This is a genomic window from Paenibacillus puerhi (genome assembly GCF_009846885.1).
GTDB lineage: Bacteria > Bacillota > Bacilli > Paenibacillales > NBRC-103111 > Paenibacillus_G > Paenibacillus_G puerhi.
The window spans coordinates 126,871-152,672 of record NZ_WUWM01000015.1 but is presented as its reverse complement, the minus strand read 5'-3'; the positions used below and the strand labels follow the sequence as shown (position 1 = coordinate 152,672).

The 25,802-nt window shown below is 56.6% G+C and carries 18 protein-coding genes; 8 read left to right on the top strand and 10 right to left on the bottom strand.

Going from position 1 to position 25,802, the window contains the following annotated elements:
* Nucleotides 1–193: 193 nt before the first annotated feature.
* From GSF01_RS15390 to GSF01_RS15365, 6 genes are all read right to left on the bottom strand, one after another.
* Nucleotides 194–976, bottom strand: a complete 783-nt coding sequence (locus GSF01_RS15390) for a DeoR/GlpR family DNA-binding transcription regulator (RefSeq protein ID WP_159885510.1) — start codon at nucleotides 974–976, stop codon at nucleotides 194–196.
* A 189-nt stretch (nucleotides 977–1,165) separates the two neighbouring features.
* Nucleotides 1,166–2,755, bottom strand: a complete 1,590-nt coding sequence (locus tag GSF01_RS15385; protein WP_159885508.1) for a methyl-accepting chemotaxis protein — start codon at nucleotides 2,753–2,755, stop codon at nucleotides 1,166–1,168.
* A gap of 401 nt (nucleotides 2,756–3,156) precedes the next feature.
* Nucleotides 3,157–4,143 carry a DUF4340 domain-containing protein gene (locus GSF01_RS15380; protein WP_159885506.1) on the bottom strand — a complete coding sequence of 329 codons (987 nt, stop codon included), beginning with the start codon at nucleotides 4,141–4,143 and terminating at the stop codon, nucleotides 3,157–3,159.
* Nucleotides 4,140–5,534, bottom strand: coding sequence for a GldG family protein (locus GSF01_RS15375; RefSeq protein ID WP_159885504.1), 1,395 nt, complete (start codon nucleotides 5,532–5,534; stop codon nucleotides 4,140–4,142). The genes GSF01_RS15380 and GSF01_RS15375 overlap by 4 nt, the downstream gene beginning before the upstream one ends.
* Before the next feature lie 60 nt (nucleotides 5,535–5,594).
* Nucleotides 5,595–6,308, bottom strand: coding sequence for an ABC transporter permease subunit (locus GSF01_RS15370; RefSeq protein WP_159885502.1), 714 nt, complete (start codon nucleotides 6,306–6,308; stop codon nucleotides 5,595–5,597).
* Complete coding sequence (locus GSF01_RS15365) at nucleotides 6,301–7,464, bottom strand: ABC transporter ATP-binding protein (RefSeq protein ID WP_159885500.1); 1,164 nt, start codon at nucleotides 7,462–7,464, stop codon at nucleotides 6,301–6,303. Before GSF01_RS15365 ends, GSF01_RS15370 begins: the two co-directional genes overlap by 8 nt.
* Nucleotides 7,465–7,737: 273 nt before the next feature.
* Here GSF01_RS15365 and GSF01_RS15360 point away from each other — a divergent pair, with 273 nt between their 5' ends.
* Nucleotides 7,738–8,796, top strand: a complete 1,059-nt coding sequence (locus GSF01_RS15360) for a glycine-rich domain-containing protein (RefSeq protein ID WP_159885498.1) — start codon at nucleotides 7,738–7,740, stop codon at nucleotides 8,794–8,796.
* Between the two features lie 94 nt (nucleotides 8,797–8,890).
* Here GSF01_RS15360 and GSF01_RS15355 read toward each other — a convergent pair whose 3' ends face one another.
* On the bottom strand, nucleotides 8,891–11,407 hold the full coding sequence (locus GSF01_RS15355) for a DUF3656 domain-containing U32 family peptidase (protein WP_159885563.1): 2,517 nt from the start codon (nucleotides 11,405–11,407) through the stop codon (nucleotides 8,891–8,893).
* Nucleotides 11,408–11,646: 239 nt separating this feature from the next.
* Here GSF01_RS15355 and GSF01_RS15350 point away from each other — a divergent pair, with 239 nt between their 5' ends.
* The 6 genes from GSF01_RS15350 to GSF01_RS15325 all read left to right on the top strand — a co-directional run bounded on the left by GSF01_RS15350 (nucleotide 11,647) and on the right by GSF01_RS15325 (nucleotide 20,405).
* A complete protein-coding gene (locus GSF01_RS15350) occupies nucleotides 11,647–13,164 on the top strand; it encodes a diguanylate cyclase domain-containing protein (protein ID WP_159885496.1) in 1,518 nt (505 codons plus the stop codon).
* A gap of 110 nt (nucleotides 13,165–13,274) precedes the next feature.
* Nucleotides 13,275–16,571 carry an FG-GAP repeat domain-containing protein gene (locus GSF01_RS15345; RefSeq protein ID WP_235941526.1) on the top strand — a complete coding sequence of 1,099 codons (3,297 nt, stop codon included), beginning with the start codon at nucleotides 13,275–13,277 and terminating at the stop codon, nucleotides 16,569–16,571.
* A gap of 154 nt (nucleotides 16,572–16,725) precedes the next feature.
* Nucleotides 16,726–16,977, top strand: coding sequence for an acyl carrier protein (locus GSF01_RS15340; protein ID WP_159885492.1), 252 nt, complete (start codon nucleotides 16,726–16,728; stop codon nucleotides 16,975–16,977).
* Between the two features lie 6 nt (nucleotides 16,978–16,983).
* Nucleotides 16,984–18,180, top strand: a complete 1,197-nt coding sequence (locus tag GSF01_RS15335) for a class-II aminoacyl-tRNA synthetase family protein (RefSeq protein WP_159885490.1) — start codon at nucleotides 16,984–16,986, stop codon at nucleotides 18,178–18,180.
* 12 nt (nucleotides 18,181–18,192) lie between these two features.
* Nucleotides 18,193–19,119: a hypothetical protein gene (locus tag GSF01_RS15330; RefSeq protein ID WP_328803685.1), complete on the top strand. Its 927-nt coding sequence runs from the start codon at nucleotides 18,193–18,195 to the stop codon at nucleotides 19,117–19,119.
* Nucleotides 19,120–19,250: 131 nt separating this feature from the next.
* The gene (locus GSF01_RS15325) at nucleotides 19,251–20,405 is read left to right on the top strand and encodes an MBOAT family O-acyltransferase (RefSeq protein WP_159885488.1); all 1,155 of its coding nucleotides are present in this window, start codon (nucleotides 19,251–19,253) and stop codon (nucleotides 20,403–20,405) included.
* Nucleotides 20,406–20,532: 127 nt separating this feature from the next.
* On the opposite strand, the gene GSF01_RS15320 is transcribed toward GSF01_RS15325, so the two are convergent.
* Nucleotides 20,533–20,871: a hypothetical protein gene (locus tag GSF01_RS15320; protein ID WP_201305403.1), complete on the bottom strand. Its 339-nt coding sequence runs from the start codon at nucleotides 20,869–20,871 to the stop codon at nucleotides 20,533–20,535.
* Between the two features lie 404 nt (nucleotides 20,872–21,275).
* Between GSF01_RS15320 and GSF01_RS15315 the strand changes: the two genes are divergently transcribed.
* Nucleotides 21,276–22,244, top strand: a complete 969-nt coding sequence (locus GSF01_RS15315; RefSeq protein ID WP_159885486.1) for a sugar phosphate isomerase/epimerase family protein — start codon at nucleotides 21,276–21,278, stop codon at nucleotides 22,242–22,244.
* A gap of 156 nt (nucleotides 22,245–22,400) precedes the next feature.
* Here GSF01_RS15315 and GSF01_RS15310 read toward each other — a convergent pair whose 3' ends face one another.
* Together GSF01_RS15310 and uvrA are read right to left on the bottom strand one after the other, a co-directional pair.
* Entirely contained in the window at nucleotides 22,401–22,613 is a 213-nt protein-coding gene (locus tag GSF01_RS15310) for a hypothetical protein (protein WP_159885484.1), read from the bottom strand.
* A 301-nt stretch (nucleotides 22,614–22,914) separates the two neighbouring features.
* Nucleotides 22,915–25,797: an excinuclease ABC subunit UvrA gene (gene uvrA / locus GSF01_RS15305; RefSeq protein ID WP_159885482.1), complete on the bottom strand. Its 2,883-nt coding sequence runs from the start codon at nucleotides 25,795–25,797 to the stop codon at nucleotides 22,915–22,917.
* Between the last annotated feature and the right edge of the window lie 5 nt (nucleotides 25,798–25,802).

Here is a 25,802-nt window from a genome sequence, read left to right as displayed (position 1 = left end):
CCAGCGATTGGGAATTTATGTAGCGTATGGACAAAAAAATCCCCTGTCCCTTGAAAAACCGTCCGGTTCTTCAAGAGGCAGGGGTATAGAGAATCGAGATTTGCCGCCAAGTCATCCAATACCTGGATCCGAGAGGTGTGAGGCAAGCGGCGTCTTCCCTCTCCGCGCAGGTCGGCTATTTCCGCATAGCCTTCTAGCTGGCCGAATCGGCTGCGGGTTCAGGCGCCATTACTTGAACCTCATACTGCTGCAGCCTGCCAAGAACGTGCGGGTCCCGGGAATCCGTCACCACGGTACTCCATTCCTCCAGATGTCCGACAGGATAGCGGTCCTGGCGATCCCACTGCTCCCCGGCAACCAACAGAATCGAATGCTTGGCAAGCGGCAGCAGCGCCCTCTTCAGCTCCTGCGTCTCCGGCAGGGATGTCGTAACCATCCCATCCGTCCCAACCCCGGAGGTCCGCATAAAGCATTTATCGAAATGGTAATGCTGCAAGGCTGCCAAAGCATGAAACCCGTAGCAGGCTTCATCCCTCTCAAGCACTGTTCCGCCGATATGAATCACCTTCGCCTTGCGGGACAGCTCAGCCAGCCCATGAATGCCGTTCGTCACGACCGTAACGTTCGGCAACGAGGGCATCTCCTGCAGCAGCATCGTCGTGTAGCCGGATGACTCGGCGAAGATCGTATCGCCCGGCTCGATCAATCGGGCGGCAAGCCGGGCGATCGATTGCCTGCGCTCCGAATCCTCCTGACCCGCACAGGGGCCAGCCGCAGAAAGGGCGGAAGGAAGTACGGCTCCGCCATAGGTTCGCTTCAGCTGCTTCAAGCTTTCCAGATACCTCAGATCCTTGCGGATCGCATCCTCCGTTACGGTGAACAAAGCCGAGAGCTGCTTCACGGTCACTCGTTCCTGGGCTTGCAGCAGCTCCACTATACGTTGACGTCGTTCGTCTATGAAATAAGCTCCTGTCATACAGGTCTCCTCGGCATTGAATTCTTAGTAGGCTTTGATACTAGTTAATCTTATTTCATCTCAAGTTTACATGCAACAAAGCCCCAACACATCTCGTTAGGGCCACTCCCAAACCTATCGTTTGCAGCTCAGAACCCGCCGGCACCGACCCGGCGAGCCATCTGCCCGCCATCGCCAGCGCCTATCCGGCTAAGCAATCTTGAACAAACGAACGGCCGTATTCAGCTCCTCGGCCAGACTGGCTAGCGTCTGGCAGGTCGCAGCCGCTTCTTCGGAAGCAGCCGCCGACTGTTGGCTGGATGACGCAACTTGATCGACGGCATGCATAACCTCGGAGGCTTGAGCAGACTCCTCTTCGCAAGCGGCGGCAATTTCATTCACCTTGCCGGAGGAAGCATTCACCATCGCAGCGATCCGGCCAAAGGCCTCGCCGGTCTGCCTGGATTGAGCGACGCTGTCGGCTACGGCCGAGACGCTCTGCTTCGTGTTCTGCTGCATAATCTTGATGATGCCGGAGATTTCCTTGGTAGCGGACACGCTTCGCTCGGCCAGCTTGCGCACCTCATCGGCCACTACGGCGAAGCCCCGGCCATGATCGCCCGCCCTGGCTGCCTCAATAGCCGCATTGAGTGCAAGGAGATTGGTCTGATCCGAGATATCATCGATGACTTCGATGATCTCGCCTATTTTCAAGGAGTCCTGCTCCAACTGGGAAATCGACCGGTTCACGCTATCCATTCCCTGGATGGAAGCCTCCACGATCTTACTGCCTTCGCCCGCCGTTTGAACCGTCTGGCCCGTCAGCTCAGCCGCCTGCTCGGCGCTTCGGGCGACAAAGCCGATGGCCGTGGAAAGCTCCGTGAACAGCTCTGCGATCGATTGTGCGGATTGCGCCTGCGTAGAGCTGCCGACGGCCACTTCTTCCGATGTCGCAGATATTTGCTGGGCCGCTGCCGCCAGACTCTGAGAAGAGGCGGAAATACCGCCGATCAAGCCTCTCAGGCTGTCGATCATCCGATTGACCGAAGCGGATAGCTGGCCGACCTCATCCTTCGTATCACGCTCCATCTTATGGCGAAGATCGCCTTCCGCTATTTGACTGATCAGTGCGACCATTTGACCCAGGGGCCGGGCAATAGTCTGTGCGATCGCATATCCGATGCTGATGCTGAAGATAAAGGATACGATAATAACGGTAATTAAAATATTACGGGCGCTTATGTAGGCTTCGATGCTCTCTTCGTTCTTCTGTTCAGCCAGCTTCACATTCAGATCGATCAACCGATTCAAGCTGCCTCTGACCTTCTCTCCTTGGGCAGCGAGATCTTTATTAAGGAATAGCAGAAAATCAGCTTGGTCTTCTTCACGCAGGAGGTCAACAGCTTGGTCGTAGACCCTTACGTAACTGGTCCATTCGGCATCGAATACACTCAATTCAGCGAGCTCGGGAGGGGTCAGGATCGTCGAACGATAGGCGTCTATACGTTTTTTAACGTCCTGCTTCAAATCAGGAATCGTCAGCAGCAGCTTCTCCCTGTCTGACGTCGTGCCGGCCAGACTGGCATCGCGGACGGTCACCCTCAAATTCTGATAAGCGATCTGGGTGGCGGACATCTCCCGTACCGATATCAGATTATTGGTATATAGCTCGTCCAGATTATCCTTCATCGCATTCAAGTTCAATAAGGCATAGATTCCAACGGCAGCCAAGATCAGAGCAACGCTCACGAAAGCCAAGATAAGCTTTACGGCTGTTTTCAAATTTACAAACCACTTCATTCCTGCACCTCGCCTATTCAATTGGATTAGCTGGCTGTGACCCTTTACATTATGAAATCCGACGACTTTCGCCAAAACCTCTCTCTTATAACTTGGAACCCCCGTTTCCCGCCACATTTTCGACATTATCCTACTTTATTTTCGTGAATCCGAGGAAAATTATAGTTCTTATGAATCAGTATTGCAATTTATATTTTTCCTTTAGCATTCCTTATCTCTCCCAGTCCGATCAGGAGGGCAATCGCTGCTTCCCCCTCGCCTCCTTCCAGCACCCGAACATCTCCCGCAGCCGCCACCAGGACTTTCTCCCTAGTAATCCGTAACAGGCAAAAAAAAGAAACGTACAAGCGCCAAAGGCTTATACGTTTCCTAAAAACAAACTCCTTTTATAGAGAAAAAGGTTAGGGCGTTGTCGCCCCCGCTCCGTCCTGTAGCGCTGCCTCCTCCTGCGGAGACGCCTCAGACTCAGGCTGCTCCGTGCCTTTGTCAGCCAACTCCTGTACCGCTCCGACCGGTACGGCGTAAGCCCACTCTCCGCCTTGACGGGCGATCCAGACCAGCTCACCGTCGGCTCTGCCCACGTAGTCCGTATCCGTCTCCTTACCATCATCGCCCGCATGCTTCAGCGACAAACGCAGCTCAGGCGTATTCAGCCCTTCCACATCGGCGGTCGGCTTCACGAGCTGCTCCGTAATCAGTGAAGCCGCACGGTCCATGTAACCGGTCGCGTCGACACCGGGCAGCTCGCGCTCACCCAGCTTCCACTTGGCCTCGAACGAAGACTTGTCAGGCTCCGTCTTGGTCAGTGTCCACGATGTACCCTTCCAATCGACAGATAGCGAGCGCACCTTCTCATACTCCACCTTAACCGCCGTCTTCTCCATAAAGTCGATCGGCTGCTTCGCAAGCTGCTGCAGGGTCGCATCCGCCAGCTGGAACACTTGGGGCGAGCCGCTGACCTTCGCATAGGAGTATCCGCTTACTGGCGTAGCATCGCCAACCTCAAGCGTCTGCTCGGTCCCTCCCGCAAGCTTCACCGTATAACGCTGCCCCGGCTCGGCCAGGCCGAACTGTCCCAGATCGGCAGCGTTCTCCGTTACGAGCTTATCCTTCTTCAGCGAGGCGAATTTATCGACCCAGGCATCCGCATCGTAAGCCGTCAGAGGCAGAGGCGAGGGCTGGATCATTGTCCAGCCGCCATCCTTGCGCTCCATGACGATCTCGGATGCACCGCTGCGGATCGTGAAGCCCGTCACCTCGTCTTTTTTCACCGTCACCAGTCCCGGCGTCTCAGGCGGCTTCTCCCGGAAGAAGTCACGGCTGGAGGCGTACCAGAAGCCGCCGATGCAGAGAACGACCAGCACGATAGTCGGGATCAGCCGCTTCATCCTTTTCTCCTCCTCCACCAGATCGCTCCGCCGGTAAGCAGAAACAACAGCGGGAAGAAAATAACGGTGCCAAGGAATATCCAGTTCGCTTGTTCATTGGTAACCATCGCCGTAGACAAGTTATCTCCCTCGCGCGGCCGGATCGTGACCTGATCGGCCTGTTCCTGCAGCCAGCCGATGCTGTTCAGCGCGAAGTCGCGATTGCCCTGCATCTGGATGAACTGGTCGACCAGGAAGGTCGACCCGCCCAGCACGACGGCCTTCGGCTTGCTCTCCTTATCCTCGACGACATAGCCAAGATTCAGAGGGCCAGCCACGTCCGCAGCATCCTTCTTGGACGCCCCTTGGGCGGAGAGGGTTTTCAGATCGGTCTCGCCGTAAGCCGCCTCGGTCGTCCTCAGTATCGGCGTAGCCGGATAGTCGGCATTGGCCTGATCCGTATTCAGCGTAACGGCCAGCGTCATCACAGTCAGCAGGTTGTATTCCTGCAGCTTGCGGGTGATTTCATGCCCGCTATATTCCGGCACGATGCTCAGCGGACTATTCAAAGCGCTCTGCTTCGGCTCGATAGCCACTGCATGCTGATCCTTGATCCCGTAAGCCGACATGAGGGCGTCAATATTTTTCCAGGCGGTCGCCATGTCGGGATTAAAGCCGAGCGCCAAGTACAGCTTGCCCTTACCGGACAGGAATGCTTTGACCAGCTCCGCCTCTTGGTCGCTCAGATCGCTCTCCGGGCCGATCACGGCCAGCATCTCGGCATCCTCGGGTATTTTCCCCTCGCGCAGCAGGTTGAGCTCCTGCACCTCATAATTGGCTTCTTCCAGCCCCGAGCGCCACAGCGACATCTCCGCCAGCGGAATCTCGTTGTGGCCGGTCAGAAAGTAAAGCTTCCGCTTCTCCTTCACATCAAGATTGACCAGCGCCTGCGTCAGCTTCTCTTCGCCGGCGAAGCTGTATCCGTTCGGATTCGCCTGGCTCGGCAAAAACATGTCGTAGAAGTCCATCGTCTTCTTCTGCGCGCCGGCCTCCACGACCAGCGTTCCCGCCGGGCTTATGTCATACTGCCTGGCCACTGCCGGGTTCTGAACGGCATCGTATTCCTCAAAGATGATTTTACCGGAGCGCTTCTTGTACTCCTGTACAAGCTCCACGACCTCGCGCTTCATGTAGGGATTCGTATCCGTCGTCGTCAGCGAGATGATCTTGATGTCCTTGTCGAGCCCATCGAGCGTTTGCTTCGTTTGATCAGACAATGTAAATTTACGATTCTCGGTTAGATCCACTTGCAGGTTTTTAGCCGAATTCAAAAAGATCGTCAGCACGATAAAAATGCCGATTACCGCAAGCGACAGCACAGTCGCATTCGTTCCGCGGATCCACTTGTTCACCTTGTCCCCTCCCCCTTCTCGGGCGGCGCCGGCGATCCCTATCAGCCGGCCCCCCGCCTGTTATCTCCAGCGCTTGCGCTCCAGCACCTGTATACTCAGAAGCAGGAACACGAGCACGAATGTCACGTAAAACAACACGTCGGCAAAATCGAGCACGCCCTTCTGCAAATCTCCCGCCCTGCCGACGATCGAGAAGAGGCCCAGAAACTCCTTCACCTTGCCGCCTACCGTATCGCCCAGCCACTCGATCGTCCAGAAGACGAGCAGAATGGCGAAGGAGGCGATGCCCGATACCATCTGATGGGAGGACAAGGAGGAGGCGAACAGACCGACGGACATCATCGCTGCCCCGACCAGAAACATAGCTAGAAAAGACAACCAGAGCACCGGCTGATCAAGCGGTCCGTAGGCGCTCAGAATGAGCGGGTAGAGCAGGCTGCCGACCACGAGCAGCACGAGCACGGCCAAGGTGGAGGCATACTTGCCCACCACGATCTCCGTGATGCTGATCGGAGAGGTGAGCAGCAGCTCATCGGTTCCCTGCCTCAGCTCATCGGAGACCAGCCGCATCGTCAGCAGTGGAACGATGAACAGAAAAACAAACGTAATATTACCGAAAACAGGCCGCACGTCCACCACATAAGGGGGATACAAAAAATTGGCGCTGAAAAAATAGCCCGCGATCACGAAAAAAAAGGCAAAAGCCGCATACGCGATCGGGGAGTAGAAGTACATCTGAAGCTCCTTGCGCGTCATCGCCATCGTTCTACGCATCCGTTTCACCTCCCTGATTTGCCGGTGCGCCCGCCGCAGCCGGGCCGTCCCCTCCATCCTGACCGTCTCCCGCCGCTCCGGCGCTGTCGTCCAGCCGCTCGTCGGTAGTCAGCTTCAGGAAAATATCCTCCAGGCTTAGACTTTCCTTCTTCATAGACAGGATCGGCAGCCGCTTCTCGGCAAGCCGGTAGAACAAAGCTTCCCGGATATCCTGCCGGTCGGCTGATTCGACTACGACCTTCACCGTATCCCCGGCTTCCGCTTCCTCTCCTGCCGCAAAGCTGACGTTGTCCTCCGCCGTCACCGGATCGACCGCAGACTCTCCCTCCGCCTCAACCGCAGCAGCTCCCGGCCCGGCCTCAGCCGCCCATAATGCCTCCTGCCCGCCAGCCAGCTCACGGACAGCCGTTACGCCCGGCGTTCCGCGCAGCTCGGCAAGCACCGTCTCACGGGCTCCTTTTACTTCAAGCGATACTTCGAAGGTATCATTCAATGAGCTGGCCAGCCGCTCCGGCTGTCCGTCCAGCACGATCCGGCCCTGGTGGATAATCAGCACCCGGTTGCAAAGCGCATTGATTTCAGGCAAAATATGCGTGCTGAGCAGCACAGTATGATTCTCGCCAAGCTCGCGGATCAGCTGGCGGATTTCGATAATCTGCTTGGGGTCGAGCCCCGAGGTGGGCTCATCCAGCACAAGCAGATCGGGGCCATGCAGGATCGCCTGCGCCAGGCCAATCCGCTGCTTATACCCTTTGGACAGACTGCGGATAATTTGCCGCTCTCTCCCCTGAAGTCCCAACCGCTCGATAACCTCTCCTATTCGCGTCTTCTGCTCGCGTACCGGAATATCCCGCAGATCGGCTATAAATTTCAAGTAAGACATGATCGACATCTCCGGGTACAACGGCGGCGTCTCCGGCAAGTAACCGATCTTCTGCCGCGCCTTCTTCGGATGCTCCGCCATCGGGAGACCATCGATCGCAATCGATCCGCGAGTCGGATTCAGATAGCCGGTGATCATCCGCATCGTCGTCGTCTTGCCCGCGCCGTTTGGACCGAGAAACCCGACTATTTCCCCGCGCGTCATCGCAAAATCAATGCTGTGAACGCCCCGTTGGTTCTCATAGAGCTTGCTTACCTGTTTGACCTCAAGCACGCCAAAACCCCCTATCGTCCCATATATCCTTGCTACATCCATTTCCAACTTACAGTCCCTTTAATCGCCAAACCCAATATAGCGAGCAAACAATAATCCCAGCTTAACCGAAGCTGAAAAAATGCTTAAAAAATTGTGTCCAAAATGTGAACGAATAAGGCGGGTGATTATCCCTAAAGTAGGAGGCTTCTCTATTTCTACCTGTGGTAAGATAAAGCTAGTGCCTGTGCTTATAACGAATTATATACTTATTGATTTTGAAGGAGGATGTGCATGTCCGGATTTTTCAACAGCCTTTTTATCCTGTTTGTGGGTGCTATGGTGCTTTTAATCATCAAGAGATTCTCCGCCGCCGGATCGAGGCGCAGACGCCCCTCCCCTCCACTTTACAAGAATACTCCGCTGCCCAAGACGCTGGGCCTGCAGAAGCTAGTCCCCTTGCAGCCCGCTGTACTCCGGCTGGAACGCGCGCTCGGAGAGTCCTACGCAGCCAAGATCAAAGACCGCGTGAAGACCGCGCATCCTTCGATGGGCAATGCCGAATTCCACTGGAAATTTTTGGAGCTTAAACGGTATCTTCTGATGACCGCCGTTCTCCGCGAGGTGCCGATGTTCAGCGAAGAGGTCGATGACATCTGGCATGAGATGCTGATGTTTACCCGGGAGTATACCCGGTTCGGAGAAAACTTCGTCGGATCGACTATCCATCATGCACCGCATAGCGGCGAGGACGTCGAGCCTGATCCTGGCGGCAGAGCCTGGTTTGACTGGGTATATGCCCAGCTCTTCGTGCCTACTCCTTATTCCAATCTCATCTGGGGTCCCTTTTTCCGCTATCCCCTGAGCCGTGAGCTCATCGAAGAGCTGCAAACCGCGTCAACGTCTGGGGTGATCGCAAGCCGATTTAACGGGTCTGCGATCGAGCGTTATACCGATATTCGGGAAACGGCCAGCCTTCTGGCCCAGCGTGCCATGGAGCAGGCCGCCGCGGCCAAGCCCGGAGCCTCTTATACCGCTCCCAAGCCCGCTGCGGGCTCTCCGGAGTACATGCCTTATCTGGCCGGCGCGCTCATGATGTATTCCGTCGCTGAGTTCTCGGACTTCGAAGGGCTGATGGAACAGCATTTCGTGGAGGAGGAGGCCCGGCAGCGCGCTGCTTCGGCATCCGGCTCTTCGTCATGCAGCAGCGCTTGCGGGTCGTCCTACTGGAACGATGATCGGTCCGACCACGGGGGACATGGCGATAGCGGCGGCGGAAGCGACAACGGCGGTTCCTCGTCGAGCTGCTCTTCCGGCTCATCCTGCAGCAGCTGCGGTGGCGGCGGGGATTGATCGTTTCTTCGGGCCATGTCCGAAACAGCCCAAAACCAAAAAAACAGGTTGACGAGCGGCCTTCGCCATTCATCAACCTGTTTAGCTTGCTCTATTATTTCACCAATTGCCCGCGCGTAACGCCAAGCTGATTCGTAGACTTGAGCGTCTTCCATACATGGGTGCCGCTCACTTCACCTCGCAGCGCCCGGCTGTAGAGCTCAATGACCTCCTGCACCTTTTCCGGCGTCTCTTCCAGAAATTCGATACGGTACCGGTTCACGCCAAGCTCCATAAAGTTGGCCAAGTATTCCGCACCCGACTGGTCGATCGCATTGTATACCGTGTTGCGGCAGCCTTCATCTACTCGAACCGGATGAGAGAAGCCGACGCGGTCGCGTAGCGAAGCCCGCTGCTCCTCGCAAGGACGCCCGCAGTTCGTGTAGTCCGTACCCGGACTCATAAATGTGCAGTAGACACAATGCTCCGTGTGGAACATCGGCATGTGCTGATGGATCACAACCTCCAGGCGGCTCGTATCCGAACGGCGAAGCAGGTCGACCATCTGCTGGATGTTCAGATCGTACGACGGCGTAACCCGGGACAAGCCGGCATCCGTGAATAAAGCAACGGCCTTGTGATTCGCTACGTTCAAGGAAAAGTCCCCGATCAGTTCCGGCTGCGGCTCGTCCGGGTGCTCGGCAAGGTAACGCATAAACCAATAAACGGCGCCTGTATTGCGGACAAGCACAGCATCGGGCCGAAGCTTCAAGATATTGGCGAAGTAACCCGTTTCGCCTGGCATATGGATGCGCGGCGTCGCCAGCGCGATTCGTTTACCCGCACGGCGGCACGCCTCGACTGCCGCTGGGAACTGTTTGATAAACTCGAAGTCCGCGTAAATCAGCTCCACATCCGTGGCGAGTGCCGCCTCCACCTGCGGCAGGCTGCGGCAAAGCACAGTTAGCTCCGAACGGGCCTTGCCTCCTTGCGGAGCCGCGGATACCGCAGCTAGCGGCGCGTCTCCGTAAGCATCCACGCTATGCTTCACATAAGCGCGCGGACGTTCACGCTCGGCCAGCAGCAGCTCAGCCGCCTGGCGACGCATCTGATTCAGCTCGCGCATCGGCACGATCAGCTCGCCGTTCAGCTGTACCTCGACGGACTCCAGCTCGAATACCGTACCGCCGAGCCGTCCGAACTGCTCTTCGAACAGAGCCGCATCCATCGGGCGTTTCTCGGCCGGCACCAAAGGCAGCTCCGAATCGACGGTAACGGAGCATCCGTTCCCGAGATCCGTCCATAGGCTGCGCAGCGGCTGTCCGGCAGCCCCCGTCACCTTCACCCGCACAGGAAACGTACGATAAGGCTTATCCGTTTCGTAGGTCTGACGAAGCCGTTTGTCCAGATGCGGGTCATTGGTTTTCCAGATCCGGTCGCCCACGCGCACCCGCTTCAGATCGACATCGCTCCGGCCCGGGATAATCTCGATCAGTCCGCCCGGCGCTTCCCCTTCGAACTTCACGCCATGGCGGCGCAGATCGTAGACCCGGCCTCCCTCTTCCTTCTTCGTCGGGTCCCCGGCATCGAACACAATCCCGTCCCCGCGCTTGAGCGGAGCTTCCAGCTCGCAGGCCACGCCGTCCCGCAGCAGCTGCTTCACCCGGCCCAGATAGACGCCGCGGCTTTTCGGGTACGTGCCTTCCACGAGCTGCTTATTGTTCGTGCCTTTGAGGAAGCCATGCGTAAATCCGCGGGAGAAGCTTTGCTCCAGCTCGCGAAGCTCTTCCTTCGTCGGCATCGGGTTCTCCCCGTCGAAGTAACGGTCGATCGCCCGGCGATACTTCCCGACTACATTCGCCACATACTCGGGGCTTTTCAACCGTCCCTCGATCTTGAAGGACTTCACTCCCGCCTCGATCAGCTCAGGGATCAGCTCGATAGCGGCCAGATCCTTCGGAGACAACAGATAAGCGACATCCCCCATCGGCTTCTGCTCCCCATCCACGATCAGATCGTAAGGCAGCCGACAGGCCTGGGCGCATTCCCCGCGGTTGGCCGAGCGGCCGCCCCACATCTCCGAGGTGAGGCATTGTCCGGAATACGATACGCAGAGCGCGCCATGGACGAATACCTCCATCGGCAGCTTGGCCTGATCGCCGATCTGCTTAATCTGCTTCAGGTTGTTCTCGCGCCCGAGCACGACAATCTCCAGATCGAACGGCTTCGTAAATTCCACAGCCTCCGGCGAGGTGATCGTCATCTGCGTCGAGCCATGAATCGGGAAGTCCGGCGAGATTTCGCGAATGAGACGGACCAGCCCCAGATCCTGCACAATCACGGCATCGACGCCCGCATCGATACAGGACTCGATCAGCTCCCGAGCCCCTTCCAGTTCCTCCTCGAACACGAGGATATTGAAGGTCAAATAGCCCTTGACCCCATAGCGGTGCAGGAAGGACATAATATCCGGAAGCTCGTCCGTATGGAAATTATGGGCCCGCGCCCGCGCATTGAACTTCTCCACGCCAAAAAACACGGCGTCCGCCCCGTTCGCGACGGCCGCTCTCAAGCAATCCCAGTCGCCCGCAGGCGCCAGCAGCTCTATATCTGATTTGCGAATAGTACGCATCATCTTCTCGTTCCTCCAAGCTTGAAACCTTAAGTAAGGGCGGATCTACCCGCCTCTTTCCTAGTGTAACAGAAAGCGGGTCTTCAAACCATCGCCCCTCCTTTTCCCATTTGGGACAAAAGAATCAAATTTACATCAAAAATCGTTAATTAACAAGGAAAATTGTCAAATCATGACGAATAGTTATCCATGTTCGCTTACCTAAAATTATTTCATCAGATGGTGGTGACCCGCCTGTCATGTTCAAAGACTTCATCATCAATGCCTCGATACTGGTCGCTTCCTTCTTTCTGATCGGACAAATTTTTAAGGGTCACCCGCTGACCCGGCAATCCCCCATGAAATGGAAGGCGTTCGCCGGCCTTTGCTTCGGCTTGCTTGGCGTTCTCCTCATGACGTTCAGCCTGCGCCTGGAAGCGGGCGTCATTGTCGATCTCCGCCATATTCCGCTGGTCATCGCCGCTGTGCAGGGCGGGCCGGTTACATCGCTCATCACGGGTCTATTGATCGTTGCCGGTCGCATCAGCCTCTTCGGCATCACTTACGCCTCGGTCTCTTCATCGGTTATGATCCTAGTCATCTCCATCCTTTTCGGAGCCCTTCCTGCCCGCCGAGGCTTGACGATGCTTCGTTTTCTTTCCTTGAATGTCCTCGGTCTGTTGTTCGTATCCATCGTGATCGCCCTGAATCTGCATAAAGCCGGGAGCGACGACAAGCTCGCCTCCGTGCTGGTGAATCACTGGCTGTTCTCAAGCTTCATCGGCGCACTGTCGGTCTATGTCTTCCTTTATATCGTCCGCTCGCATGCGTCGATCGGGAAGCTGAAGGAAAGCGAGGAAAGGTACCGCCGGTTGATCGCCTCTTCGCCGGATGCGACCTTCGTCATTATGGGAGACGGTACGGTCTCGTTCGTGAACGATAAGGGGGTACGGCTGCTGCATGCGATATCCCCCAAAGATATTGTCAACCGACCGTATACCGACTTTATTCATCCCTCCTGCTTGGAGAAGCTGCGCACCCACTGGGACGCCCTGCTGAGCCATAAGCTGAAGCCCGAGCTGATCGAGCCGATCTTCGTCTGTTTGGACGGGACCGAGGTCGATACGGAGCTGTCTAGCTCGCCAACCTTCTATAAAGACGAGCAGGCCATCCTCATCAACGTCCGCGATGTGACCGAACGGAAGCGGACGGAGAAAAAGCTGCAGGAAGCGCTCGATAAGCTGCAGAAGCTGTCGGACCTCGACGGCCTGACCGGTATTCCGAACCGCCGAAGGCTGAACGAGTATTTATCCCTCGCCTGGGGGGAAGCGGCTGCGAAGGGGTCGCGACTGACCTTGTTCCTTTTCGACGTCGACTATTTCAAGCGGTACAATGACCGCTACGGTCATTTGAAGGGCGACGAGGTGCTGCGGGCGATAGCCTCGTCGGCGCACGAGCTGATCCTGGACCACGGACACTTCGTCGCGCGCTACGGCGGGGAAGAGTTTGCCGCCATCCTGAAGGATGTCTCTCCGGATGAAGCGCATCAGGCTGCCGAGCAATTCCGCGCCCGGATCGAGCGGCTCGCCCTGGCTCATGAGCGATCCAAAATCGCGGATCATATCACAGTCAGCATCGGAGTCGCTTCGGTCATCCCCGATCCTGACGGACTCGCCGACGAGCTCTTATCGTGTGCCGATAAAGCTCTGTACCGCGCCAAGGAGGAAGGACGCAATCGCGTGGTCGTCTACACGCCCGAATCAGCAGGCTCAAGTTAACAAAGACCTGTATACGTGCTATAATGACGAAGGACTACCAATTTATTGACAACGTTCTACGGTATTCGAGCCGCAGCTGACGTTGCATGCTGCCTAATGAGGGATTTGCTTTGATACGTACTCCTTTCCGCAAGGTGGTTGTGACCGCGCTCGGGCTGCTGCCGCTTGCGGTTCTTCTGTTTGTTCTGTTCCCCTTCCAGAAGCAGCTGGACGTCCGCATGCTCTACGCGACGCAAGGGGAAGCGTTCGATCAGGCGGCCTACGGCCAGCTCAGACAGTCGCTGCTTGCCGGGCTTAAGCTGGACAAGCACGAGCTTGGCGCTCTCACCACCCGCAAGCTGAGTCACTATGACACGATTTATTTGGACCCTTCTCTCCACGGGACGATGACCGACAACCAGCGCGAGAGGCTGGAAGCCTACGTTCGGGGGGGCGGGCATCTGTTCCTTGAAAATGCATTCGCCACCGACTTCGATCCGGGTTTTCTGGGTGCAGCCGAGGTGGTGGACGTGCCTGCCCCGGCGCGCGACCAGTTGCCTACGCCTCCCGGGGCCACGCTGTGGTCTTATCCCGGAGTCGATGCCGACGTGCTGGGCGTTCAGCAGGTATTGAGGACCTTCGCCGACACCTTCTTCCGCCATGATACCCAGGGCAGCCTGAGCCGGTTCTCCTGGGGCAAGGGCATACGGCCTTCGACGGCCCAGCCGCTCGTGACGATGAACGGCCTCACGCTGTACAGCGTGAACCGTGTCGGAGCCGGTACGGTCTTCCTGAACGGTACGCTGCTGCCGAACCGCTACTACCTGACCGGTTACGACCTGGAGAGCGGCATGGACCCCGCGCTCGGCTTCGAGAGGCTGGCCGCCGAGGAAAACGCGGCGCTGAAGCCGAGTGTCGGCGCGCTTTATTTTGACCGCAGACAACTGAAGACTGAGCCTTACTTCCACTTTACGTTCGCCTCCGGCAATGCGCTTCTGCGCACCGAGTATGCGGCGTACGTCTCCCGGCTCAAGCTCGGCTTCAGCGTCAAGAAGGTGCTGGGACCCTACGGCCGCCCGGCGATGGCCCATCAGAATCACTTCGAAGCGATGGAAGCGATCCGCGACGGGGAAGGCATCCAGTGGGCGGAGCTGCTCCGCCGCTACCAGCAGGTGCCGTCGTTCTCTCTCGTGCGATCCGCCTTCACCTGGGGACGCTGGCAGGAGTCGGTGGTCGTTCACTTGAATACGGGGACGAATGAGAAGCCTACCTTCGCCGGCGAAACGCCGAATTCGTTCTACTCCAGCGGCACCCGATTACTGGCGGACGGCCAGCCGGTACGGCTGGCCGCCTATCCGGAGTATCGCTCGCTCGGCGACGCGATCACGGAGCCGGTGCGGGCGGTGCCGGCGCTCGCCGATGTGAACGGCGACGGCCGCCCTGATCTCGTCGTCGGCTCCAGCGACGGCGCGCTGTACCTGTATCCCGGCCTTGAGGCCGGGGATGAGGCTTATGCGGCCCAGCAGCTCCCTCCGGGGCTGAAGGCGCCGCTCGCCTTCGGGAAGCGGACGGTCCTGCGCACCGCCGGGGGCGCGCCGCTGACCGCAGGCTCGTCGTACGCTAGCGTCGCTGCGTACGACCTGAACGCCGACGGGCGGCCGGATCTGATCATCGGCCGGTCGGACGGCACGCTGGCCGCCGCCTACGGCGAGGCTGGCGGCGTGTTTACCGCGCCCGTGCCGCTGCTCGGCGGCGGGCAGCCGATCCGCGCCGCCGCGCCGGTGGCGGCGGCAGTCGCTGACGTCACCGGAGACGGCATCCCCGACCTCGTGGTCGGGGGTGCCGGCGGAGCGGTGACGCTGCATGCCGGCGAGCGCGGCCCCGGAGGGGCGCTCGCGTTCGGGCGCGGCGAGCTGCTTGTGCAGCTGCCGGCAGCCTTTGCCGCCCCGTCCGTCCGCGACATGGACGGGGATGGGCGCGCCGACCTCGTCGTCGGCGGCCTGGAGGGCGACCTGCGCATCTATCTGCAGCAGGCAGACAGCTCGGGCCGCGTCACCTGGCAGGACGCGGGCGTCATCGAGGGCGCCGGACTGAACCAGCTCGGCACCCCGGCCCTCGTGGGCGGCCATAACGCCGTCCCGCTGTGGGCGGATCTGAACGGCGACGGACGGGACGACCTGGTCGTCGGACAGCTGGAATTCAGCGCTCCGTGGCCGATCGATGATCCTAAGTTCCCATACGCCGAGCAGCTTGCGGAGTTTATCCGATATACCGCAGATCGCGGGCTGGAGCTTTACCCGCATCTGTTCTTTCATCAATATACAAGCGACGCCCAAGAGAAGCAGGAAATCGCCCTGCATCGGCAAGCGTTCGACAAACTGGGCATTCCCTGGAAGCATACCGGCACGAACCAGCATACATGGCGGATCAACAATCCGGACCGGCAGCAGACGCTCGGCAATGAACGGGACGCGGACATCTGGTTTAACTTCGGCTTCAAGCCGTCGTTTATCAAGGCCGACCCGCGGATGGGCGTCGAATACAACTGGGGCCTTCCCTTCTTGATGACGGATGCCCAGGGCGAGCCCGATCTCCGTCAGCCGATGATGCTGTATACTCCGGCTCCGGTGCTTCGTACCGAGGAACAGTATTCGACCAAGGATATATTCGAGGCTTATACGGCGAATGATCTGCCCATCGATTATTTTGAACATATCGAATATCGCTTCCCGCTGCACGAGCAGGTGCTGCTGACATTTGTCACCTACCTCGACGAGCTGCGTGACACGCACAGCTATAACTTCATGACGGAGACGCAGATGGCCCGCTCCTTCCTGAACGCTATGACGACGGAGGTCAAGCTGAGTCGCCCCTGGACCGATGCGCTGACGCTCCGGCTGAAGCGTCTGGTCGGCCTGGAAGCGGACCCGCGCTTCACGGCGGTACCGGAGGTGTCGGGCGTGCCCGAGCAGGCGGCGGAATACCGCGGTACGCTCGGGCTGGTCGTAGAGCCCGGCAGCGCCTATACCGGGCGCCAGCCCGTGACGGAGTCCGCTGTCCGGGATCTGCGTGGAGGCAAGCTTTACTTCGGGGCGGCTCAGCCGGAAGAAGTACGCTTCGCGAAGCCGCTGGACGGTTCTGCCCGGACAGCGGCAGGAGCAGAGGCCGCGACCAACGGAATGACTTCTGCCGACGGGGAACCGCACATGCTGCGGGTCAATGTTCCCTACACGCTGCAGAAGTCGGAGGGCGGCTGGCGTTTGAGTCTGGACGCTGCGGGGATGCAGCAGGTGATGCTGCAGAGCGCCCGTCCGCTACGCGTTGAGGGCCCGGATCTGACGGTTGACCGTGGCGAGGCCGGCGGCAGCTATACGGTGACGCACTTCGGAGATCCGGTCGTGTTGACCATTACCTGGGATCAGCCTTAACTGCCAGCCGGCCCCAACCGGCCGAGCTGGGCGATCCGGCCCTGACCCTGAGACTTGACAGCGGGGTGCCGGATCATGCACAGGGCATCCCCATGCCTACCATTTCAGCATGTTCCATGCTTACGCATATTCACCTACCAAGGAGGCTTTATTTATGCAGCAATTGCTCGACGAGCTGGAAACGCATATCCGCAGCCGTTACGACATCGACGCGGACGATGATGATTTTACCGTTGACGTCCATTTGTTCGACTACGGCTTCATCGATTCGATGGGGGCGACCGCGCTGATCGCACATATTGAGAACACGTACGGCATCCAGGTGACGCCGCAGGATCTGATGCTGCATCCGATGAACACCGTTCGGGAAATCGCAGCATTCATTCACTCTAAGAAGGCGAGGTAACAAAAGGTGGAATGCATCGTATCCCTGGAAGGGCTGGCCGCCAGCCAACATGGACAATTGAAATACGCTGCCTCGTTCATCGACGAGACGATCAGCGACATTCAGCTCGACGCGGATTCGATCCGGATTACGCATAACTCGCCCAAGGGCGGCGCCGCGATCGAGGAGCGCGTCCGCAAGCTTATCGCCCGCTTCTCGCAAGGGGACTTTGGCTTCAAGGAAAACATCCTGTTCGAGCATCGGGTGGACACGCCCTATGAAGGCGACATCATCGCTGAGCTGGCTGCTAAGAAAATCATCAAGATTCTGGAGCCAGGGCTGTTCATCTTCCGCGAGCCGTTCTCCAGCCTGATGCGCTTCTTCGACTACAGCTTCGTGACGAAGATTGCTTCCCGCTTTGAAGGGCTGACCACAGAGGAATATCCGGCCGTCATCCATGCCGATACGCTGAACAAAACGAATCACTTTACCTCGTTTCCCGAGCATATTCACTTCCTGACGCATCTGCGCGAGGATCTCGATATCATCGAGGCTTTCTCCCAATCCATCCGCGATACGGGAGGCTGGAAGCAGGATGCGCCGCTTGATCTGAACGCTAATATGCCGAAGCCGAAGTTTACGATGAACCCTTCGACCTGCTACCACTGCTACGAAGGCTTACAGAATGAGACGCTGGAAGGGGAGGGCCGCGTCGTGACGGCCATCTCCAAATGCCATCGCTTCGAGTCCCGCAACCATACGGACTTCGGGCGTCTGCTCGACTTCAGCATGCGCGAGATCATCTTCGTCGGCAAGCCGGATTTCGTCAAGGAAAATCGCCTTCGCGCTATCGAGTATCTGAAGGAGCTAGCCGTGGAATGGAACGTCGACAGCATGCTTGAGATCGCGAACGACCCGTTCTTCACCAATGATTTCCAGGTTAAAGCCTCCTTCCAGCGCAATCAGGAAATGAAATATGAGCTGCGTCTGACGATCCCGCATATCAAGAAGTCGATCGCCTGCAGCTCGGTCAACTTCCACAGCAATACGTTCGGAACGGCCTTCCAAATCTCGATGGGCAAGCGTCCCGCCGTTACCGGCTGTGTCGGCTTCGGCATCGAGCGCTGGACGTTCGCCTTCCTTGCCCAATACGGACTGGATGAATCAAGCTGGCCGGCCGCCTTCCGCGAGCAGTACGCGGCTTGGCAGCAGCTATCAGTCTAGAACGGCGGCGTGATGGCTACTATGATCGCTTTTTTTCACAAGAACAGCTTCGTGCTGCTGCTGCTCGCCGCTTTCGTGCTGTCGGATGTCCTGATCGCGTATCAGGACCCGATGGTTACGTCGCGGCGTTTTTATAAGAATGACTTCACCAAGACCATCTACCACCACAACGGCCTGACCCAAGGACCTGTATTCTACGGAAATTCGGCTGTCACGGGCGCTTATATCGAGGAAGAATCCTCGGTCAGGCTGACCGAGATGGGACTGTCCTATGGCAAGCTTACGGATCTGAAGGCTATTTTGGAGCAGGGCCGCTTCCATGTGGAACAACAGCTGGTGATCGGCATCGACGTACATACGATGCTGGACATCATGGAGACCGACCCGACTTATCCCTGGTTCAGATCGTGGTACGAGCCTTATATCTACAAGTATAGGGATTATTTCCGGGATTCGGGTACGGAGGCGGTCAAGCAGCTTTATAAGGGAATCGTCCAGCTTGATGCGGCCGAACTGAAGCGCTACGAGCCGCGATGGATCGATAAAATGCTGTATTTCGGTCACATGGAGCAGGAGAAGATGAAAGAGAAGGAGCTTGATTACGACCGGAAATACGGCTGGGCCAAGCTTCCCGAGTATGAAGAGAACCTGAAGGCGCTGGACTGGATTATTCGCTACTGCCAGTCGCAGAATCTCCCATTGCGCGTCGTCTGGATGCCTTGGAACCCCGGCTATGAGCTGCCGCGCTATATGCCGGAGCTGAAGCAGACCGTTGATTCCCGTCTGAAGGCAGCCGGCGTGCCTACGCTCGATCTGCTCGACTCTTATGACCCGGCCTACTTTCATGATCTCGTCCATCTGAACCGACAGGATGGCGCTCCGGTGTTTACGAAGGAGGTGGATGCATGGCTCGCGTCGCTCGCCGTATCGTCGAAGTGATTATCTACTTAGTCATGCTGATTCTGGTTCTCGTTTATTTTACGGGCCAAGGGCTGTTTATTTACGAAGGATTCTAGGCCTCGTAGAGGCTGCTCGGCGAGGATGCCTACGCGCTTGGAGGAAAATCAATTATGTTTTATTTGAACATGAACGCCGTCCTGGCCATTGCCGGCATGGTGCTTGTGCTGGCGCTCACCCGTCGCTGGCCCGGCAATAAGCGGTATTTGCTGCTGGCGTTCAATCTCAGCTTTCTTGCCGTATTCAGCCAGAAGCTGTTTGTCTTTTATTTGGCCTATACGGCGCTTAACTATGTGGCCTTCATCATCCTCGGCCGCCTCTCTCGCTTGCGCAAGACGGCGTTTATCTTGCTGATCGCTGCCAACGTAGCTGCGGTTTGTATACTGCGTCTGCTCGGGATGGAGCTGTTTACTCATCCATTGTTTGACGTGGTCATGGCGCTAGGTCTGATTTACAACGTGCTCAAGGTGATCGACGCGCTTTATTTCGCCTATTTTATCGGGCGAGATTCCCGGACAAGCGCTTTGGACTATTTCAACTATATTTTGTTCATCCCTACGTTCACTTCAGGTCCTATCCTGAAGTTCCGTGACTTTATTGCGGATACGAAGCAGCCCTATCAAGTAGACGCCGCCCAAACCGAGCAGTATGTGAAGCGGATCATCCTCGGTATGTTTAAAAAGATCGTGCTGGTCACCTGGATGACCGACGTATTCAACAACGTATCCGGCGCCCAGCAGCTGCATGCAACCGAATCGATTTTTCTGATGATTTGGTTCTATGCGCTTATTTTCTTCGATTTCTCCGGGTATTCCGATATCGCCGTCGGCTTCGGCCGTCTGATGGGCTACAATGTGCCGGAGAACTTCAAGAAGCCGTTCCAGTCTCCGACGCTCACTCAATATTGGCGCAACTGGCACGCGACGCTCGGCGACTGGTTCCGCGATCACATCTTTATGTTCGTTTCAAGGAAAACACCGACCAAGTGGACGGCCGCGGGCCTGTCGATGCTCGTCATGGTCCTCATCGGTCTATGGCATGGCTTCAGTTGGCTCTATGTCCTATGGGGCGTTTACCACGGCCTGCTGCTTGGGCTGGAAAATATACTGGGCTACACGACGGTGAATAAAAGGAAGGTTTCCAGACGTTATTTCTATGCTCGCTGTGCTCTTTCGCAGTTGTTCGTAACCGCCGCCGTTATCGTCTACAGTGGCAATAGCGAAGCCGTATACAAAATCTACAGCGGTCTGGCGAACTGGTCCTGGTGATTGTGATCCTGGCCCCCCTAATCGATGAATGGAAAAGCAGCGCCATCGGGAGTTTAGCGATCTAACCCCGAGGCGCTGCTTGTTTGTTTATTCGCTTTCTTGTCCTTCGTTCGAAGCCAGCTTGTTCTTAGCTCGCGTCGGATTGCCTTACCGGCTTCTCGCCATTCTCGTAGGTCCCCAAGGTCCCTATAGGGACTCCCCCATGCTGCATAGGTCCAGCCTGAACTCCGTGCACCACAGATTGGAGCTGATTCCCGGCGTTGCCCAGCGTCAGCTCACCCAGCGGTTGATACACGTTGTTGCTGTCCTTCTTATGGATGTGAATGCTGCCCGACTTCGAATTGATATTCATCGTGAGGTGCCCGGGCAACTCGACCAGACAATTGAACTTTTTAAAGCTGTTTGGGAAGCGTAGCCAGGTACCTGTAACCGTTTCTACCAGTTGAGTATCTTTAATTCTCACCATACGATCCGCCCTCTCTTTAAAAAGTTGTTGACTGCTTCCTCGGAAGGTACCTCCCATTATAAGTGAAGTTCGCTACAAAGAAACGGGAACAGTGTCGAGCGTTTTTGTCGAATAGAGGCATCGTAGCATAGTCACCATCGCTTTCAGGAACGCCTTACTTTTATGGCATGGATTAAGGGCTACGGCAATCCGCGGCTGTCCAAAAAAAATGTATCGTCCGCGTAATCCGTCAAATAATAGGATTGCCCGAAGACCTGTTATTCATCCCGCGACCATCGCTTTCCCGCCGTTTTTGACATGTCGCAAATACACACTTTGAGAACCGCTCGTTCTGGTGTTATAATTTGGGTTAGGCAGCAAATTGAACACGCGTACATTTTATGAACTTACCGGAGGTGTCTGTTATGAAGTTAGGAGTTTTCGCAGTTTTGTTCCAACAAAAGCCATTGGAGGAAGCGCTCGATATTATCGCAGCGCACGGATTGGATGCTGTAGAGATCGGCACCGGCGGATATCCGGGTAATTCGCATTGCGATCCGGATCAGCTGCTCGCCGATGAAGGCAAGCTGAAGGCGTTCAAGAATGCAATTGAATCCCGCGGCCTCACCATCAGCGCGCTCAGCGTCCATGGCAACCCCCTGCATCCCCAGAAGGCCGTCGCCAAGGAGTTCCATGATGCGATTATCAAGACAGTAGATCTCGCTCAGCGTCTGGAAGTGCCTGTCGTCAATACGTTCTCCGGCTGCCCGGGAGACTCCGAGGATGCCAAATATCCGAACTGGCCGGTTGCTCCATGGCCCAACGATTTTCAGGAAATTCTCGACTGGCAGTGGGCTAACAAGGTGATCCCTTACTGGACGGAAACAGGTAAATATGCATCTGATCGCGGCATCAAGTTCGGACTCGAGCTGCATGGCGGCTTCTCCGTTCACACCCCCGCCACCCTGCTGCGTCTTCGTGAAGCTGCTGGTGACGCCATCGGTGCCAACCTGGATCCAAGCCATATGTGGTGGCAGGGTATCGATCCGGTACAAGCTATCCAAATTCTCGGTCGTGCCGGGGCTATCCATCACTTCCATGCTAAGGATACGACGATCGATCCGGTCAACGTACATCGCTACGGGCTGACGGATATGCAATCGTATGCCAATATGCTTGACCGCGCTTGGCAGTTCCGCACGGTAGGCTTCGGACATGATCTTAAAACCTGGGCTGATATCATCAGCGCGCTTCGTCTCGTAGGCTACGACTATGTTGTCAGCATCGAGCATGAGGATGGATTGATGTCGATCGAGGAAGGCTTCGCGAAGGCTGTTCAAAACCTTCAGCAGGTGCTGATTAAACAGCCTCTTGGCCAAATGTGGTGGGTGTAACGACGACGCTTAAAGGGCTGCTCAGCTTCCCTGCGCCGGTCAGTTCATCTTGGGCATTGAACGGTTTATAATCTCTCCCTATAGCGCAAAAATAAGGGTGTCTCCGACGGGGAGACACCCTTATTGATTTCGCGCTTATTTGAATAGAGATGTGGACTAGCCGCCCATCCATCCCTGAATCATGATTACGTCCATGGTCGCGAAAACAGCCAGAGCTACGATTCCGAAGCCAATGGCAAGCGGATTTTTCTTCGGAGCGAGGATTTGACGTACAACACCGATCGCAATGACAATAGTAAACAGGACTACAAAAATATCAAATCCATTAAACACACTGGCAGTTGCTGCTGCCTCTTCAGCCAAAAACATGGAGGGACCTCCTTCTATATACAGAAATTCTTATCCTAATCTTAGCCTGACTGGCTTCGAAGTGCAAGTCATTTGTCCGGGTCCGGATTTGCAAACGGAGCATTCTTTTAAAGTGTAACAAGATTGTCAACTTTTTATTCCGGTACCCTTTCTCGCTACCGACTTCTCTGCTTTCACTTTATGGTACCCATATTGCCTTCAAGCTACTATTCCATTCGATCAGGAGAAATAAAAGCCCCTCTTCGCCTAGAAGGCCCCGCGGGCTTCGATGGCAAATGAGGGGCTTCCTGTTCCGGTTTCCTTATGCTGTCGTATCCGCAAGTTCCTTCAATCTCTTGTAATAATCCTCCGAGCGTTCCCGATCCCGCTCCAGAACAGGCTTTAGATACTTGCCCGTATAGGATCCCTCGACCTTAATCACTTCTTCCGGTGTGCCCGAAGCCACGATCGTGCCCCCTCGCGTACCGCCTTCGGGACCGAGGTCGATGAGGTAATCGGCCGTCTTAATCACATCGAGGTTATGCTCGATAACGAGTACCGATTCCCCGTTCTCTACCAACCGATGAAGCACCTTCAGCAATCGGTCGATATCGTCGATATGCAGACCGGTCGTAGGCTCGTCCAGAATATAAACGGTTTTGCCCGTGCTGCGGCGATACAGCTCAGCCGCCAGCTTCACCCTCTGGGCCTCTCCTCCGGACAGCGTAGTAGCCGGATGCCCCAGCTTCATGTAGCCAAGCCCGACGTCGAGGATCGTCTGCAGCTTGCGGTGAATACGCGGCACGTTCTTGAAAAACTCGCAAGCATCTTCAATGGTCATCTCCAAGAGGTCCGCAATACTTTGACCCTTGTACTTGATCTCAAGCGTCTCGCGGTTATACCGCTTGCCCTTGCAAATCTCACACGGCACGTAGACGTCAGGCAAGAAGTGCATCTCGATCTTGATAATCCCGTCGCCGCGGCATGCCTCGCAACGTCCGCCCTTGACGTTGAAGCTAAAGCGCCCCTTCTTGTATCCGCGAACCTTGGCTTCATTGGTTGTCGCGTACAGATCGCGAATGTCATCAAATACGCCGGTATAAGTAGCCGGATTGGAGCGTGGCGTCCGTCCGATCGGGGACTGATCGATATCAATGACCTTGTCGATGTGCTCCAGTCCCTTGATTTCCTTATATTCGCCCGGCTTCACCTTTGCTCCGTTCAGCTCTTTCGCAAGGGTCTTGTACAAAATTTCGTTGATGAGCGTACTTTTACCAGAACCCGACACACCCGTTACGCAGGCAAATACGCCGAGCGGAATCTTCACGTTCACGCCGCGCAGGTTGTTCTCCTTGGCTCCACGAATCTCCAGCCACTTGCCGTTCGGTTTACGCCGCTCCGCCGGTACAGGGATGAACTTCAGCCCGCTCAGGTATTGCCCCGTCAGAGAGCCCGTATCCTCCATAATTTCCTGCGGCGTTCCTTGTGCGACAATCTGACCGCCATGGATGCCGGCCCCAGGACCAATATCGATGATATAATCGGCCGCCATCATCGTATCTTCGTCGTGCTCGACCACGATCAGCGTATTGCCAAGATCGCGCATATGCACAAGCGTCTGGATGAGCCTGTCGTTGTCTCGCTGATGAAGCCCGATGCTCGGCTCGTCGAGAATGTACAACACGCCCATCAGACTCGAACCGATCTGCGTCGCAAGGCGAATCCGCTGGGCCTCCCCTCCGGACAATGTCCCCGCAGCACGGTGCATAGTCAAGTAATCGAGACCAACGTTCACCAGAAATCCGAGTCTCGCCTTGATCTCTTTCATAATCAGATGTGCGATCTGAAGCTCGCGTTCCGACAGCTCCAGTGAATCGAACCATTGCTGGGCCTCGCCGATCGACAGGGAGGTAACATGAGCAATATTGCGTTTATTGATGGTCACGGCAAGCGTTTCGGGCTTCAAACGGTGCCCTTTGCACTTGGAACACGGCTTGGCGCTCATATACTGCTCGATATGCTCGCGGATACCCTCGGAGAAGGTATCCCGGTAACGGCGTTCCAGATTGTGAACGATCCCTTCGAAGGCGACCATTGCTTCCTTCTTATGGCCGAAGTCGTTCTCGTATTTGAAACGGACCTTCTCGCCACCGGTTCCGTTCAACAGCTTGCTCATCTGCTCTTTGGTAAGCTCCTCGACCGGAACGTCACGCGGAATGCCATAATGGGCGCATACCGCCGCCAGGAATTGCGGGTAATAGTTGGAGGTGCTGCCCGCCCATGCCTCGAAGGCGCCGTTCTCGATTGCAAGCTTGGGGTTAGGCACAAGCAGGTCGGCGTCTACAATCATCCTCTGGCCCAGACCGTCGCATTCCGGGCATGCACCGAACGGGCTGTTGAAGGAAAACATCCTTGGCGCAAGCTCCTCGATGCTGAATCCGCACTCCGGACAAGCGAGGTTTTGACTGAACAACAGCTCTTCCTGCTCCATGACATCGACGATAACCCGCCCGTCAGCCAGCTTCAATGCCGTCTCCAGCGAATCGGCCAGCCTTGACTGAACGTCATCTTTGACAACAATCCGGTCAACGACAACTTCAATCGAATGCTTCTTGTTTTTCTCCAGCTCGATCGTCTCCGACAGATCGCGAATCTCGCCGTTCACACGCACGCGCACGAAGCCCTGCTTCTGAATATCCGTGAACAGCTTGGTATGCTCGCCCTTGCGCCCGGAGACGAGCGGAGCCAGTATCTGCAGCTTCGTCCGCTCCGGGTACTCCATTATTCGGTCCACCATCTGCTCGACGGTTTGAGAGGTAATCTCGATGCCGTGTGTCGGGCAATGCGGCCGGCCAATCCGAGCAAACAGCAGACGCAAGTAGTCATAAATTTCCGTAACCGTACCCACCGTCGAGCGCGGGTTACGGCTTGTTGTCTTCTGATCGATCGAGATGGCGGGGGACAAGCCTTCTATCGAATCCACATCCGGTTTGTCCATCTGGCCAAGGAACTGTCTGGCGTAGGCGGACAAGGATTCGACGTAGCGGCGCTGCCCCTCGGCGTAGATGGTGTCAAACGCCAGGGATGACTTGCCTGAGCCGCTGAGTCCCGTCAATACGACAAACTTATCGCGGGGAATCGTAACGTCAATGTTCTTGAGATTGTGGGCTCTGGCGCCCTTAATAATAATATTGTCTCTAGCCACGCGCG